12 protein-coding genes are annotated in these 14327 nt (G+C 73.7%); 7 read left to right on the top strand and 5 right to left on the bottom strand.

What is annotated here, in order from left to right; translation table 11 throughout:
- Positions 1-29 precede the first annotated feature (29 nt).
- Both ACIO6U_RS24250 and mgtA read left to right on the top strand, forming a co-directional pair.
- Positions 30-389, top strand: coding sequence for a metalloregulator ArsR/SmtB family transcription factor (locus tag ACIO6U_RS24250; RefSeq protein WP_391161906.1), 360 nt, complete (start codon positions 30-32; stop codon positions 387-389).
- Complete coding sequence (gene mgtA / locus ACIO6U_RS24245; protein ID WP_401722111.1) at positions 373-3162, top strand: magnesium-translocating P-type ATPase; 2790 nt, start codon at positions 373-375, stop codon at positions 3160-3162. The genes ACIO6U_RS24250 and mgtA overlap by 17 nt, the downstream gene beginning before the upstream one ends.
- Here the strand turns inward: mgtA and ACIO6U_RS24240 are convergent.
- Positions 3135-3377, bottom strand: a complete 243-nt coding sequence (locus ACIO6U_RS24240) for a hypothetical protein (protein WP_355340909.1) — start codon at positions 3375-3377, stop codon at positions 3135-3137. The genes mgtA and ACIO6U_RS24240 overlap by 28 nt on opposite strands.
- A gap of 125 nt (positions 3378-3502) precedes the next feature.
- Positions 3503-4078, bottom strand: a complete 576-nt coding sequence (locus ACIO6U_RS24235; protein WP_391044947.1) for a TerD family protein — start codon at positions 4076-4078, stop codon at positions 3503-3505.
- A 223-nt stretch (positions 4079-4301) separates the two neighbouring features.
- On the opposite strand from ACIO6U_RS24235, the gene ACIO6U_RS24230 reads away from it, so the two are divergent.
- The gene (locus ACIO6U_RS24230; RefSeq protein ID WP_401722107.1) at positions 4302-4970 is read left to right on the top strand and encodes a lytic transglycosylase domain-containing protein; all 669 of its coding nucleotides are present in this window, start codon (positions 4302-4304) and stop codon (positions 4968-4970) included.
- 98 nt (positions 4971-5068) lie between these two features.
- Here the strand turns inward: ACIO6U_RS24230 and ACIO6U_RS24225 are convergent, their stop codons facing one another.
- Complete coding sequence (locus tag ACIO6U_RS24225; protein WP_401722104.1) at positions 5069-6904, bottom strand: ABC transporter ATP-binding protein; 1836 nt, start codon at positions 6902-6904, stop codon at positions 5069-5071.
- Positions 6901-8610, bottom strand: a complete 1710-nt coding sequence (locus ACIO6U_RS24220; RefSeq protein ID WP_401722101.1) for an ABC transporter transmembrane domain-containing protein — start codon at positions 8608-8610, stop codon at positions 6901-6903. Before ACIO6U_RS24220 ends, ACIO6U_RS24225 begins: the two co-directional genes overlap by 4 nt.
- A gap of 150 nt (positions 8611-8760) precedes the next feature.
- Between ACIO6U_RS24220 and ACIO6U_RS24215 the strand changes: the two genes are divergently transcribed.
- Positions 8761-9543, top strand: coding sequence for a helix-turn-helix transcriptional regulator (locus ACIO6U_RS24215; RefSeq protein ID WP_355340924.1), 783 nt, complete (start codon positions 8761-8763; stop codon positions 9541-9543).
- 22 nt (positions 9544-9565) lie between these two features.
- On the opposite strand, the gene ACIO6U_RS24210 is transcribed toward ACIO6U_RS24215, so the two are convergent.
- Complete coding sequence (locus ACIO6U_RS24210; RefSeq protein ID WP_355340927.1) at positions 9566-10600, bottom strand: ABC transporter substrate-binding protein; 1035 nt, start codon at positions 10598-10600, stop codon at positions 9566-9568.
- 394 nt (positions 10601-10994) lie between these two features.
- Here ACIO6U_RS24210 and ACIO6U_RS24205 point away from each other — a divergent pair, with 394 nt between their 5' ends.
- The 3 genes from ACIO6U_RS24205 (at position 10995) to ACIO6U_RS24195 (ending at position 14309) form a co-directional block, all read left to right on the top strand.
- On the top strand, positions 10995-12107 hold the full coding sequence (locus ACIO6U_RS24205) for an iron chelate uptake ABC transporter family permease subunit (protein WP_391044954.1): 1113 nt from the start codon (positions 10995-10997) through the stop codon (positions 12105-12107).
- Between the two features lie 161 nt (positions 12108-12268).
- Positions 12269-13306, top strand: a complete 1038-nt coding sequence (locus ACIO6U_RS24200; protein ID WP_401722096.1) for a FecCD family ABC transporter permease — start codon at positions 12269-12271, stop codon at positions 13304-13306.
- 184 nt (positions 13307-13490) lie between these two features.
- Positions 13491-14309, top strand: coding sequence for an ABC transporter ATP-binding protein (locus tag ACIO6U_RS24195; protein WP_401722264.1), 819 nt, complete (start codon positions 13491-13493; stop codon positions 14307-14309).
- Positions 14310-14327 lie beyond the last annotated feature (18 nt).

Raw genomic sequence — 14327 nt, 5'->3', positions numbered from 1 at the left:
CGCAGGCGCGGTCCGGAGGGAGAGCGGTGGTGGCGAGGGGCGGGGGCGACTTCGAGGAGTTGCCCGCTGAGGTGCTGACACAGGCCGCCGCGGCCTTCGGCCTGCTGGCCTCGCCCGCGCGGCTGCACCTGGTGTGGACGCTGATGCAGGGCGAGAGCGATGTGACCGCGCTCGCCGAGCGGGTCGGCGGCGCGCTGCCCGCGGTCAGCCAGCACCTGACGAAGCTCAAGCTCGCCGGCCTGGTGCGGTCGCGCCGTGAGGGACGGCACGTGGTGTACCTGGTGGACGACCCGGACGTGGAGACCATGGTGCGGTGGATGCTGCGGCAGCTCGCGGAACGCGGTGGGTACACGACAACGCCTGGGCGCGTCCGTGACCTGGGCGCCTGACAGCGGACCACGTCCCACCGCCTGGGCGGCGCCCGAGCCGGTCGACGGCCTGGAGCAGGGCGCGCCGCCCGGTCACCTCACCGCCCCCGACACGGCGGATCTGCCCACGCTGGAGTTCCTGCGCGTGGTCGGCAGCGGTCCGCGCGGGCTGCTGGAGTCGCAGGCCGACGACCGGCTCGCCCGGTACGGCGAGAACGTCCTTCCCGCGCTGCGCTCCGTCTCCTGGCCGCGCCGCTTCCTGCGCAGCCTGCGCGATCCCTTCACCACCGTGCTGTTCTGCCTCGCCCTGGTGTCGGCCGCCGTCGCCGCCTGGAACACCGCGTGCGTGATCATGGCGCTGGTCACGGTCAGCTGCGTGCTGCGCTCCAGCGGCGAGTACCGCGCCGACCAGTCGGCGTCGGCGCTGCGGGAACTGGTCGCCGCGACCGCGACCGTACGCCGTCGAGCGGACGCGAACAGCGCGCCGGAGACCCGCGAGATCCCCGTCGACCAACTGGTGCCCGGGGATGTCGTCCTGCTCGGCCCGGGGGATCTGGTCCCGGCCGATCTGCGGCTGCTGCGCGCCACCGGGCTCACCGTGCACCAGGCCGCGCTGACCGGGGAGTCCGCGCCCGTCGCCAAGTATCCGGTGGAGAGTCCCGGCCCGACGGGCGACGCGTCGCCCGCCTCCGACGAGGAGCCGGGGGACGGGGCGTCCGGCGACCGCCGGCACCGGCACGGTTCGTCGTCCGCGCAGGAGGCGCCGCACCTGTGCCTCCAGGGCAGCAGCGTCGCCTCGGGCAGCGCGACGGGGGTCGTGACGGCGACCGGCGAGCACACCCGGTTCGCGCGGGGCTTTCGCGGTATGTCGACGCGGCGGCGGGAGAGCGCCTTCGACCGTTCCGTGCACGGCATCTCCTGGTCGCTCATCCGGTTCATGCTGCTGACGCCGCCGCTGGTGCTCATGGCCGACGCGGGTCTGCGCGGGCGCGGTCTGGAGACGCTGCCGTTCGCGGTCGCGGTGGCGGTCGGCCTGACGCCGGAGATGCTGCCGGTCGTGGTGACCACGACGCTGGCCAGGGGGGCGTCCCTGCTCGCCCGTGGCAGCGACGTGATCGTCAAGCGGCTGCCCGCGCTGCACGACCTGGGCGCGATGGACGTCCTGTGCACGGACAAGACGGGCACCCTGACCCAGGACCGGCCGGTCGTCGCCTGCCATGTCGACGGCGAGGGGCACGACAGTCCCGACGTCCTGCACTGGGCGGCCGTCAACAGTCTGTGGACCCTCCAACTCGCCGAGCTGCCCTCGCCCGACGCGCTCGACGAGGCGCTGCTGGACGCGGCGGAGGAGCGCGGCGACGACCTCGACCACGACGCGGTGGCGGCGCTCCCCTTCGATCCCGTACGCCGCTTGGCCACGGTGGTGCTGCGGACACCGGGCAGTCCCGGCACGCACGCGCTGGTCGTGAAGGGCGCGGCGGAGGCGGTGATCGCCCGGTGCGTGCGGCAGCGCGTGGACGGCCGGGACACCGACCTGGACGACGAGGCCCGCGCGCGGCTGCTGTCCATGTGCGCGCAGCGGGCCGAGGGAGGTCTGCGGGTGCTCGCCGTGGCCGCGGCGGAGCGGCCCGCGAAGTCCGGCGCCTCGTCCGTCACGGCGTCGGACGAGTACGGGCTGACGTTCCTGGGCGTCGTCGGGCTGCGGGACGCGGCGGCGGACACCGCGGCCGACGCCCTGACGGCGCTCAGCGGGCGCGGTGTCACCGTGAAGGTGCTCACCGGCGACCATCCGGGCACCGCCGCGCGGGCCTGCGACGAGATCGGACTCGACCCCGGCCTGGTGGTCACCGGCGACACGATCGACGGCCTGGACGACGACGCTCTGGCCGAACTCGCCGAGACCACCACGGTCTTCGCCCGCTGCACCCCCGCGCACAAGGCCCGCGTGGTGCGGGCGCTGCGCGCGGGCGGCCACGTCACCGGTTTCCTCGGCGACGGTGTCAACGACCTGCCCGCGCTGCACGCCGCCGACGTGGGGATCAGCCCGCGTGACGCCACCGCCGTGGCGCGCGAGGCGGCCGACGTGGTGCTCGCGGCGAAGGACCTCACCGCGATCTGCCACGCGATCGTCGCCGGGCGCCGCAGCAGCGGCAACATCGCCACCTATCTGCGGATCGCGCTGTCCTCGAATCTGGGCAACGTCATCGCGATGCTCACCGCCGGGCTGCTGCTGCCCTTCCTGCCGATGCTGCCGATGCAGGTCCTCGTGCAGAATCTCTGCTTCGACGGCGCGCAGCTCGCCTTCGCCTACGACCGGCCGCCGGCCGCCGACATGGCGCGGCCCTCGGCCCTCGAACCCCGCGCCATCCTGCGCTTCGTCACCGGTTTCGGCATCCTCAACGCCATCGCCGACGTGGCGACCTTCGGCATCCTCGCCCTGTCCATCAGGGGATTCGGCACCAGCGCCAGCCAAGAGGCTTTCCAGTCGGGCTGGTTCACCGAGAATCTGCTCACGCAGGCCCTGGTGATGCTGCTGCTGCGCACCGGCCGCACCGCCGCGGAGGGCCGCGCGCCCGGCCCGATCCGGCTGACCACCAGCGCGCTGGCGGCCATCGGCATCCTCGTCCCCCTCTCCCCCCTCGCCCCCGCCCTCGGCTTCACCGCGCTCCCGCTCTTCTATTACGCGCTGCTCGCCGCGGTCCTCATGTCGTACGGGACGGCGCTGGTGATGGCGAAGACGCGGTACGAGGCGCGGACCGCCGCCCGTCAGGGACTGGCGGCGTCGAAGCCGTAGCGCAAAGGGGTGTCCCCGGCGCGGGACGTGCGTCGATAGATGTGCAGCGCGTCCACCCGTACGCCCGTCGTGCCCGCTTCGTCGTCGAGGGGGCACGGACAGCTCACCTGCACCACTCGCGGCCGTCCGGCCACCCGTATCCGCACGCCGTCCGCCGGACCGCCGTCAAGGACCGCGGCTTCCCAGCCGTCGGCGCCGTTCCCTGCTCTCTCCATGCGCGACACTTTATCGATTACGCAATTGGGGAACTGTCGCGGGTGCGGACGTGGCGGGATTCAGGCGACGGGGGGTGGGACCGCCCCCAGGGGGGGTGGAAGGGGCGGCCCCGGCTCGGTGGACCTCAGACGTTGACGCCGAAGTCGGTGGCGATGCCCGCCAGGCCCGAGGCGTACCCCTGGCCGATGGCGCGGAATTTCCACTCCGCTCCGTTGCGGTACAGCTCGCCGAAGACCATCGCCGTCTCGGTGGAGGCGTCCTCGGTCAGGTCGTAGCGGGCGAGCTCGCGCCCGTCGGCCTGATTGACGATACGGATGAACGCGTTGCGGACCTGGCCGAAGCTCTGGCCGCGCTTCTCGGCCTCGTAGATCGACACGGGAAAGACCACCTTGTCGACCTGGAGCGGGACCGTCGCGAGGCTCACCCTGATCTGCTCGTCGTCCCCGTCACCGCCGCCGGTCAGATTGTCGCCGCTGTGCGTGACGGAGCCGTCCGGGCTCTCCAGATTGTTGAAGAACACGAAGTGCCGGTCGCTCAGCACCTTCCCGCCCGCGTCGCACAGCAGCGCGGACGCGTCCAGGTCGTAGTCGGAACCCGTCGTGGTCCGTACGTCCCACCCCAGGCCGACCGTGACGGCCGTCAGTCCGGGGGCTTCCTTGCTCAGAGAGACATTGCCGCCCTTGGACAGAGTCACACCCACGAGCCCTCTCCACCTTCCCGCTTGTTTTCGCGTCCTCTACTGAGAAGAACGAGGATCCGTGCGACGCGGTTCCTTGATTGCGCAATCTTTGAAGTGCTCACAGGTCCAGGCCCGGACCTGCGGCGGAGGTCGGTACCCCCTCGCGACGCGGCGGACGCGTGTGTCGCGGGGCGAGTCCGTACGGTGGCACCGTGCGGTGACGGAAGGCGGCGGGACAGTGGCGGTGGACAAGCCCCGGAAGCGGTGGCCCTGGGTCGTCCTGGCGACCCTGGTGGTCGCCGGATGGGCCGCGGGCGGCCGCGGGCACAGTCCCGACGCCGCCGACCGGTCGGCGGGCGGCGGCTCCGCCCGGCCGAGCAGCAGCGCGCCGAGCGCGTCCGCCGAACCCTCGGCCTCCGCGAGCGACGGTCTCGGGGGGTACGCGCCGCAGGTCAAGCGGTACGCGGCCCGCGCCGGGATCGACCCGCAGGTGCTGATGGCGATCCTCTACAACGAGGACTACAAGCCGCACGACCCGGCCTTCCAACGGGCCTGGCAGAAGCTCAAGCCGGACGCCGCCTTCGGCATCGCGAACATGCACAAGGCCACCTTCGACGAGACCAGGCGGGGCCGCGACTTCGCCGGCCGCGACTGGGACGAGCTGCCCGACGACACCGGCTTGGCCATCGAGTCGGCGGCCTGGTATCTGCACGACCTGGCCGCCCAGCTCCCCGCCCACCGCTCCACCTCCCTGACGGCGAATCAGCTGATCGCGCTCGGCTACAACACCGGCGCGGGCAACATGCTGGCCTTCGCCCGAGGCGTCACCCCCGGGTCACAAGCCCAGTCCTACCTCGACCAGTTGACCTCGAACTGGGCCGCCGCGGGACGGGACGTGCGCGGCTCCGGCTGACCGCGCGGCGGACGCCGAATGCCCGATGCCTCATGCCTGATGGCTGATACCTCATGCCTGGTGCCTCATGCCTGGTGCTGGACTCCGGGTGTCGCGGCTCAGGACACCGGAGGCGTGGCGGGCGCGGTCGCCCGCGACGACCAGGCCGACCACAGCTCGGCGTACCGGCCGCCCGCGGCGACCAGTTCGTCGTGCGGGCCCTCCTCGACGATGCGGCCGTCGTCCATCACCACGACCCGGTCCGCGGTGGCGGCCTGCGTGAGCCGGTGCGCCACCACCAACGCCGTGCGTCCGGCGAGCACTTCGCGCGCGGCGGCCTCCAGCGTGCGGGCGCCCTCGCTGCCCGCCTCGGCCGCCGACTCGTCCAGCACGGCGATCGGCGGATCGGCCAACGCCAGCCGGGCCAGCGCCAGTTGCTGGGACTGCACGGCGGTGAGCGCCATGCCGCCCGACCCGACCCGCGTCGCCGTCTCCTGGGGCAGCGCGCGGACCCACGCCAGGGCGCCCGCCACGTCGAGAGCCGCTGTCAGCGCCGCCTCGTCCGCGTCCGGCCGGGCCAGCAGCAGATTGTCGGCGACCGTACCGGCGAAGACGTGGGTGTCCTGGTCGAGCAGCAGCACGGCGGGCCGCCCCGCCCGCCCGGTGGCCCCGACCGACACGTGACCCGACGTCGGCGGATGGACGCCCGCGACGATCCTCGCCAGGGTGCTCTTGCCCGCGCCGGTCGTGCCGACCAGCGTCACCTGCTCGCCGGGGGCCAGCCGCAGCGAGACGCCGTGCAGCACGGGCCGTCCCGGCAGGTAGGCGTGGTGGATGTCCCGCGCGTCGAGGAGATACGCCGGGCCATGTGCGGCGTCGGCAGCGGACTCCCGCGGCGCGGGTACGGCCGTCACGCCCGGCTCGGCGGCGGGCTCCGGTGCGAGGTCGGCCGCTCCGACCAGCCGGGCGAGTCCCGCCGCCGCCTCCTGCGCGGTCGCCGCGAGCCCCAGCAGCACATTGACGGGGTCGAAGAGCCGGACGAACAGCAGCGCGGCGGCGGTGGCCTCGCCGACGCCCGCGTGGCCGGCGTGCACCAGCCAGTAGCCGGTGCACAGGATCAGCCCGAGGCCGGTGAACTCGGCCGCGTTGAGGCGGCCGTAGAAGCGCGAGCGCAGGGTGACCGCGCGCAGGGCGTAGCCCATCGCGGCGGCCGAGCGGTCCGCGACGCGCTTGGTGTGCCGTTCGGTGAGCCGGAAGGCCCGTACGGTCTCGACGCCCGACACCGATTCGAGGATCTGCCGGGTCCGCTCGCCGCCCGCGACGCGCTGGGCCGCGTAGAGGGGACCCGAGTGGCGCAAGTACCAGCGCATGGTGGCTGTCTGGATCGGCATGGCGCACAGCCCCGCCAGGGCGAACCGCCAGTCGAGGGCGGTCAGTCCGATGACGGTGAAGCCGATGGTCAGCGCGGCGCCCGCGACACTGGGCAGCACGCCGCGCAGCGCGCCCGCCACCAGGGAGGCGTCGTCGCCGATCCGCGCGGCGAGGTCACCCGCGCCGACCTGTTCGACGCGCTGCGCGGGCAGGGCGAAGGCGCTCTCGATGACGCGTTCGCGCAGCCGGGCCAGGGCGGTCTCGCCGACCCGCGCGGTCAGCCGCAGGCCCATCGCGGTCAGTACGGCCTGGGCCAGCACCGCGGCCAGCAGCACGCCCGCGGCTACGTAGACCGGTCCCTCGCCGCGCCGCTGCTGCACCACGTCCACGATCCGGCCGAGCGCCAGCGGCCCGACCAGGCCGACCAGTGCCTCGGCGACGAAGACCGCGGCGGTCAGGAGGGCGAACGCCCTTTGCGGGCGGACGAGTTCGAGCACCGCGCGGCCGGTTCTCGCCGGGGTCGCGACGGGCAGCAGGTCGGCGACGGTGGTCGCTTCCCCGGTCCGCTCGGTCTGCGCGCTCATGCGAACACCGCCGCCCGGTAGGCCGGTTCGGCCGCCGTGAGGTCGGCGTGCCGCGCGCTGGCCACCACCGCGCCTTCGGTGATCAGGACGGTACGCGCGCAGGCCGCGAGCAGCGCGGGGGACGTGGTCACGATCAGTGTCGTACGGCCCGCCCGCTCGTCGGTGACCGTGCGGGCGATCCTGGCCTCGGTGACCGAGTCGATCGCTGTGGTCGGGTCGTCGAGCACGAGGATCGGCGGGTCGGCCGCCAACGCCCTGGCGAGCGCGACGCGTTGACGCTGGCCGCCGGAGAGGAAGGCGCCGCGCTCGCCGACGCGGGTGTCCCCCGCGGCGGGCAGCAGGCCGTCGGGGGCAGGCCGGGAAGGGGTTCCCTCGGGCCCGGAGCCGAGATTGTCGAGGATCGTGCCGTCGAAGAGGAACGGGTGGTGCGGTGCGACGAGGACGCGTTCGCGTATCGCGGCCCCGGTGAGGTCGGTGGCCGCCGTGCCGTCCAGCAGGACGGCGCCGCTCTCGGGCTCCGCCTGTCCGCGCAGGCACGCCATCAGGTCGGCGACGGCGGCCGGGTCCGGCACGACCAGCCCCACGTGCTCCCCGGCCGCGACGCTCAGTTCGACCCCGCGCAGCCGCCCGTAGGTGAGGGCGCGCAGTTCGAGCGCGCCACACGGGTTCGCCGGGGAGTCGGCCTCCGGGGCGTCCTTGGCCGCGGCGGGAGCGCCGGGCGCGCCCGCCGTGTCGAGCACCGCCGTGACGCGTCCGGCGGAGGCGCGGGCGCGGGCGAGGTCGGAGCCGACGGCGATGAGGCCCTGGGTCGGTCCGAGCAGGAACTGGCACAGGCCGGTGCAGGCGATGAGGTCGCCGAGGCTGATCCGGCCCTGGAGGGCGAGCCGCCCGCCGACCAGGGCGACCGCGGTGACCAGGACTCCGCCGAGCAGCACGGCGGCGGCGTCCATCAGCGCCTCGAAACGGGCGGCGGAGATCGTGGCGCGCAGGCTGGTCCGGTTGGCCTCCACGTAGCGGGCGTACGCGGGGCCCTCCGCGCGCAGGCCCTTGAGGACCCGCAGTCCCGCGACGAAGTCGACCGCGGTGCCCGACGCGCGGGCGGCGGCTGCCTGTTCCGCCGCGCCGCGGCGCTCCAGGGGGCGGCCGAGCAGATGCACCGCGACGAGGACGGCGGGCGTGCCGAGCAGCACCAGCAGGCCGAGCGTGACGGACATGCGCAGCAGCAGGGCCGCGCCGAGGACGAGCGCGAACACGCACGCGATCGCCTGGACGACGGACGTGGTGAATCTGCCGACGTTCTGCGCGTCCGAGACGGCGACCGACATCAGGTCGCCGGGCATCCGGTCCCGTACGGCCGTCCCGTCCGGCGCGAGCATCCGGTCGGTGAGCCGTACGCGGACGGCGTGCGCGGAGCGTTCGGCGGCGGCGACGGTGGCGCGGGAGCCGAAGCGGAAGCACAGCGACAGCGCGAGGAAGTCGGCGGCCAGCACGGCGAGCCAGGCCGCCAGCTCCCGGCCGGAGCCGCCGTCCACCGCCCGGTCGATGACGACGCCGACCACCACCGGCACCAGCGCCTCACCGGCCAGATGTCCGCTGCGCAGCAGCACCGCAGCGGTGAGGCTGCCGCGTACGTGGAGCGCCGCGGCGCGCAGCGGGCCGGGGTCGGCGGCGGGGGTGACGGCGGCGGTGGGCGGTGTCTGGGGCATGGCGAGGTGTGCGCTCTTTCCAGGCCCGCGGGGACCTTGGCCGGTGGGTGGTGCGTCGTGCGTACGGCCGCCGGACGGTGGTACGTGCGGCGGCCACCGCGAGGTTACGGGTCGGTCCGGGCTGTCGTAAATGAGCTACGCTGCTGACTTATGTCGCTGAACAGCCATGCCGTCGCCGAGGGTTCGACGCCGCCCGCCCGCGCCGAGGCGCTGCGCGTCGTGAACTTCGACATGGCGCGCGGCCAGCGCTTCGGCGAGCACGAGCACGATGTGCACCAGCTCGTGTGGGCGCCGACCGGTGTCCTGGCCGTGGACATCGGCGCGCACTCGTGGGTGCTGCCGCCGACCTTGGCGCTGTGGATACCGGCGTGGGTGCCGCACACGACGAGCGCGAGCCGCACCGCCCGGATGCGCAGTGTGTACGTGCATCCCGAGAGCTGCCCGCTGGCGTGGTCGCAGCCGACGGTGGTGGCGGTGGGGCCGCTGCTGCGCGAGCTGATCACGCACCTGGCGGACCCGGATCTGGAGCCGGAGCCGAGGGCGCGGGCGGAGGCGGTCATGTTCGACCTGCTGCGGCCGGTGGGGGTGACGACGATCGACCTCCCGATGCCGGTGGACGGCCGGGCCCGCAAGGTGGCCGAGGCGCTGCTGGCGCTGCCCGCCGACCACCGGCCGCTGGAGGACTGGGGGCGCGAGGTCGGGGCCAGCGCCCGTACGCTCGCGCGGCTGTTCAGCTCCGAGACCGGGATGTCGTTCGGCCGCTGGCGCACCAGGGCGCGGCTGCGCGCCGGGCTGGAGCACATGGCGGGCAACCGGCCGCTGGCGGCGGTGGCGCTCCAGGTCGGGTACTCCACGCCCAGTTCGTTCATCGCGGCCTTCCGCCAGGAGACCGGCCGCACACCGGGCGCGTACTTCTCCGCTTCGCCCCGCTGAGACCGGTCCCGCGGCAGCGCCGTCACAGCGAGGTCAGCGCCTTCTCGAAGTCGTCGAGCACGCCGAGCGCGTCCTCGTAGCCGCCGGGCAGGAAGTAGTCGCTGCCGTAGAGGTGGTGGGCCTTGGCGGCGGCGAGCTGCTTGAAGGACTTCTGGGCGAAGAGCTTGGGCCCGAGGTTGGCGGGCTTCCCGTCGTTGGTCGTGTAGTAGAAGATCGCGTCCGCGTCGGAGAGCTTGGCGGTGATCAACTCGTAGGAGACGGGCTGCTGTTCGGCCAGCCGCTGGGTGGCGGTGGCGAACTGCGCGCCCGCCTCCTTGAGGATGCCGCCGATCGGCGACCCCACGCCGTACAGCCACCACTGGCCCTCGTCGAATCCGCCCTGGAGCAGATCCCAGTGGACGCGGCCGAGGACGTCCGCGTGCTTCTGCTTGATCTCGGCGACGCGCTGGGTGTAGCGGCCCTTGAGCTTGTCGAGAGCGGTCGGTACGCCGAGGACCGCCGCCGTCTGGTCGGACATGTCACGCCAGGGCGCCTTGGACTTGGAGAAGGGCAGCAGGACGGTCGGCGCGAGCTCGCTGAGCTGGCTGTACGGCAGGTTGGCCTGGACGTCGATGCCGATGATGAGGTCGGGGCGCAGGGCTGCGACCTTCTCCACCTCGATGGCGCCGCCGACGCCGTTGGAGACCTTGGGGATCTTTCTCCAGCGCTCCAGGTCGCGCTGCGGGACGTACTCCTCCCCCGCGTTGAACAGGCCCGCGGGGGTCAGGCCGAGGTCGAAGATCGCGGACATCGGGAAGTCGTTGATCGCGACGACGCGCTGGGGCTTGTCCGGGATCTCCAGCGGGCCCTTGGCGGAGTCGACGGTACGGGTCGCCTTTCCGCCGCTCTTGCCGCCGCCCTTGGTTCCCGCCGAAGCGCTGTCCGAGGAGCCGGATCCGCCGGATCCGCAGGCGGCGAGGCCGAGGAGCGCGGCGCCCGCCGCGCCCGCGCCGAGCAGGGTGCGGCGGGTCGGACGCGCGAGGCGCGACGAGGAAGGGCCGGGCGGCAGGGACGACATGAGGACCTCCGAGCAGAACTTAGGTTTACCTAACTTTGGTTACCCTAAGCGCGGCTTTCCGGGGTGGATTCTGGCCTCGGCCAGTCGGTGTCGGCAGAAGGTCACCCGCGGCCTCCGGCCGCTCCCGCCGCCGTACGGGCGCGATCTCGCCAACTCCCCCGCGCGGCACGGAATTCCGCACTCCGGTGCGATGACGGAACGGCCGCACGGAGCATCGGCCCGATCGGGCAGGACCGCTCAGGAGTGTCCGTTCGGCGACACAAGATGTCATCCTACGGCCCGTCCGCCGCCGCCGGGCGGCTCGATTCCCCCCAAGGGGCGGCAGAACGACCGCACGGCTTAAGTTAGCCTGCCCTTACTTTCCGCCCGGGTGAGTCCGCCGAGGAGTTGGCCCATGAACGTCTTGCGAGCCCGCAGCGGGCCCGCCCCGGTACCGGCCGACGGGACTCCTCCCGTCCCGGCCGCGACCGGCTCCCCCGCGAACGCGCACGGTTCACCCCGCCGTGATCGTACGGCCGCGCTCGGCGCCGGGCTGATCGTCGCCGCGGTCGTGCTCGCCCTCGCGGTCGGCGCGAGCCTGGCGATCGGCGCCAAGTCCGTCCCCCTGGGCACGGTCCTGGACACCGTCTTCCACCACGACTCCGGCAACGACGACCAGACCATCGTCACCTCGCTGCGGCTGCCGCGTACGGTCGTCGGTCTGATGGCCGGTGCGGCGCTGGGCCTGGCGGGGACGGTGATGCAGGGTCTGACCCGCAACCCGCTGGCCGATCCCGGCCTGCTGGGCGTCAACGCCGGGGCCTCGCTCGCCGTCGTCACCGCGATCAGCGTCTTCGGGATCACCTCCTTCACCGGCTACGTGTGGTTCGGCTTCGTGGGCGCCGCGGCGGCGGCCCTGCTGGTCTACTCGGTCGGCTCGCTCGGCCGGGAGGGCGCGACACCGGTCAAGCTGGCGTTGTCGGGCGCCGCCGTCAGCGCGGGGCTGACCTCCCTCACCACCGCCGTCCTGCTCACCGACACCGCGACGTTCGACCGGTTCCGGTTCTGGGAGGTCGGCTCGCTGGCCGGGCGCGATCTCCCGGTGGCCTACCAGGCGGGACCGTTCCTCCTGGTCGGCGCGGTGTGCGCGCTGGGATCGGGACGGCTGCTCAACACCCTGAGCCTCGGCGACGACACCGCCCGCGGGCTCGGCGCGAACATCGCCGCCGCCCGGATCTTCTGCGCGGTGTCCGTGGTGCTGCTGTGCGGCGCCGCGACCGCGCTCGCCGGTCCCATCGGCTTCGTCGGGCTGACCGTTCCGCACGTCGTCCGCTCCTTCACCGGCCCCGACCACCGCTGGATCCTGCCGTACTCGCTGTTCATCGCCCCGGCCCTGCTGCTGGTCTCCGACGTGCTCGGCCGCATCGTGGCCAGGCCCGGCGAGATCCAGGTCGGCATCGTCACCGCGGTGCTCGGCGCGCCGGTGCTCATCGTGCTGGTCCGGCGCGGAAGGCAGGCGGGGCTCTAGTGAGACCGACCTCCCACCCGCAGACGTCCGTGCCGCCCGGACCGCGGACCCCCGAAGTGCCGACCCCCGAACCGCCGACCGGCCGCGCCGGATCGGACAGCGCCGTTGCGGACGGCGGCGCTTGGGACACCGCCGCTTCGGACCGTGCGATCCGGACGACGGTGCCTGCCGACACCCTGCGCGCGATGCGGGCCGCGCGGCGCCGGCCGAGGGCGCGTACCAGCGCCGTCGCACTCGTCCTCGTGCTGTGCGCCGTCGCTCTGCTGTGCGCCTCGCTGTGCGTCGGCAGCTACTCCGTCCCGCTGTCCGACGTGCTGCGCTCGCTGGCCGGGCGGGGCGACGCGGCCACCGACTTCATCGTGTTGAAGGTGCGGCTGCCGCGGGCCGTCACCGCGGTCGCGGCGGGCGCCGCGTTCGGCCTGTCGGGCGCGGTGTTCCAGACGCTGATCCGCAATCCGCTGGCCAGCCCCGACGTCATCGGGATCACCTCCGGGGCGAGCGCGGCGGCCGTGGTGGCGATCGTCGTGTTCGGGCTCGGCGGCGCGACGGTGTCGGGACTCGCCGTGGCGGGCGCGCTGGCCACCGCGCTGGCGATCTATCTGCTGGCCTGGCGGCGCGGGGTGACCGGCTACCGGCTCGTGCTGGTCGGCATCGGCGTGGCCGCGGGGCTCTCCAGCATCGTGTCCTTCCTGCTGACCAGGGCCGACATCTACACCGCGCAGCAGGCACTGCTCTGGCTCACCGGCAGCCTCAACGGCGCGGACTGGCCGCTCGCCCGCGCCCTGTTGCTGTGCCTGCTGCCGCTGCTGCCCGCGGTCTGTCTGGCGGTGCGTTCGCTGCCGGTGCTCGGGCTCGGCGACGACAGCGCGACCGGCCTTGGGGTACGCGTCGAGCGCAGCCGCCTGGTGCTGATCGGCATCGCGGTCTGTCTGGCCGCGGTCGCCACGGCGGCGACCGGGCCGGTCGCCTTCGTCGCCTTTCTCTCCGGTCCCGTCGCCCGCCGTCTGGTGCACGGCCGGGGTCCCGCGCTGACACTGTCCGCGCTGACCGGCGCGGTCATCATGCTCGGCTGCGACTTCGCCGGGCAGCACCTGCTGGGCCCGACCGAATTCCCGGTCGGTGTGATCACCGGGGTGCTCGGCGCCCCGGGTCTGCTGTGGCTGCTGGCCCGGGCCAACCGGGTCGGGCAGGGAGGATGAGGACAGCGCGATGACGGACACGACAGAGCAGGGCGCGCCCGCGCGGCCGGCCGCCGCGACGGACGGCGTATCCGGCGCGGCGGAGGCGTACGGCAGCGGGGGCGACACGTACGGGAAGCGGGAGGCCGAGGCGAACGGGAAGCGGGAGGGCGACACGCGGGCCGAGACGTACGGGAAGGGCGCGGTGGACGCGCCCAGCACGCTCGCCGCCCGTGACCTGCGGCTAGGCTACGACCAGCGGCCCGTGGTCACCGGCATCACCGCCGACATCCCCGCCGGGCGGGTGACGATGATCGTCGGCCCCAACGCCTGCGGCAAGTCCACCCTGCTGCGCGGCCTCGCCCGGCTGCTCGCTCCGACCTCGGGCGAGGTCCTGCTCGACGGACAGGACATCCACCGCCTGCCCACCCGTCAGGTCGCCGCCCGGCTCGGCATCCTTCCGCAGACCCCGGTCGCGCCGGACGGCATCCGCGTCATCGACCTGGTCGGGCGCGGACGCTATCCGCACCAGGGTTGGTTCCGGCGCTGGACGGCCACCGACGACGAGGCCGTCGCCGAGGCCCTGACCGCCACCGACACCCTCGACCTGGCCGAGCGCTCGGTGGACGAACTGTCCGGCGGCCAGCGGCAGCGCGTGTGGATCGCCGTCGCCCTCGCCCAGCGCACGGGCGTCCTGCTCCTCGACGAGCCGACCACGTATCTCGACCTCCCCCACCAGGTCGAGGTCCTCGACCTGGTCACCGACCTCAACCGGCAGCGCGGCGCCACCGTCGTCACGGTCCTCCACGACCTCAACCTCGCCTGCCGGTACGGCGATCACCTCATCGCGATGAGGGACGGCCGGATCGCCGCGGAGGGCCCGCCCTCGGAGGTCGTCACCGAGGACACCGTCCGCGACATCTTCGGCATGGAGTGCCGCATCGTCACCGACGAGGTCTCGCGGACCCCGCTGATCCTCCCGATCGGCCGCCATCGCGTACACCGGCCGACCGCGACCGACTGACCGCTACCGGCTGACGTA

Origin of the sequence: Streptomyces sp. NPDC087422 (genome assembly GCF_044744145.1) — a bacterium.
Lineage (GTDB): Bacteria > Actinomycetota > Actinomycetes > Streptomycetales > Streptomycetaceae > Actinacidiphila.
The sequence above is the reverse complement of the archived record's forward strand: the minus strand, read 5'-3'. Positions and strand labels throughout refer to the sequence as shown.

Excerpts from the sequence above, each read along its gene's own strand:
- ACIO6U_RS24240 (WP_355340909.1), bottom strand. The coding sequence starts at position 3,377 with ATGGAGAGAGCAGGGAACGGCGCCGACGGCTGGGAAGCCGCGGTCCTT.
- ACIO6U_RS24225 (WP_401722104.1), bottom strand. The coding sequence starts at position 6,904 with ATGAGCGCGCAGACCGAGCGGACCGGGGAAGCGACCACCGTCGCCGAC.
- ACIO6U_RS24220 (WP_401722101.1), bottom strand. The coding sequence starts at position 8,610 with ATGCCCCAGACACCGCCCACCGCCGCCGTCACCCCCGCCGCCGACCCC.
- ACIO6U_RS24215 (WP_355340924.1), top strand. The coding sequence starts at position 8,761 with ATGTCGCTGAACAGCCATGCCGTCGCCGAGGGTTCGACGCCGCCCGCC.
- ACIO6U_RS24210 (WP_355340927.1), bottom strand. The coding sequence starts at position 10,600 with ATGTCGTCCCTGCCGCCCGGCCCTTCCTCGTCGCGCCTCGCGCGTCCG.
- ACIO6U_RS24205 (WP_391044954.1), top strand. The coding sequence starts at position 10,995 with ATGAACGTCTTGCGAGCCCGCAGCGGGCCCGCCCCGGTACCGGCCGAC.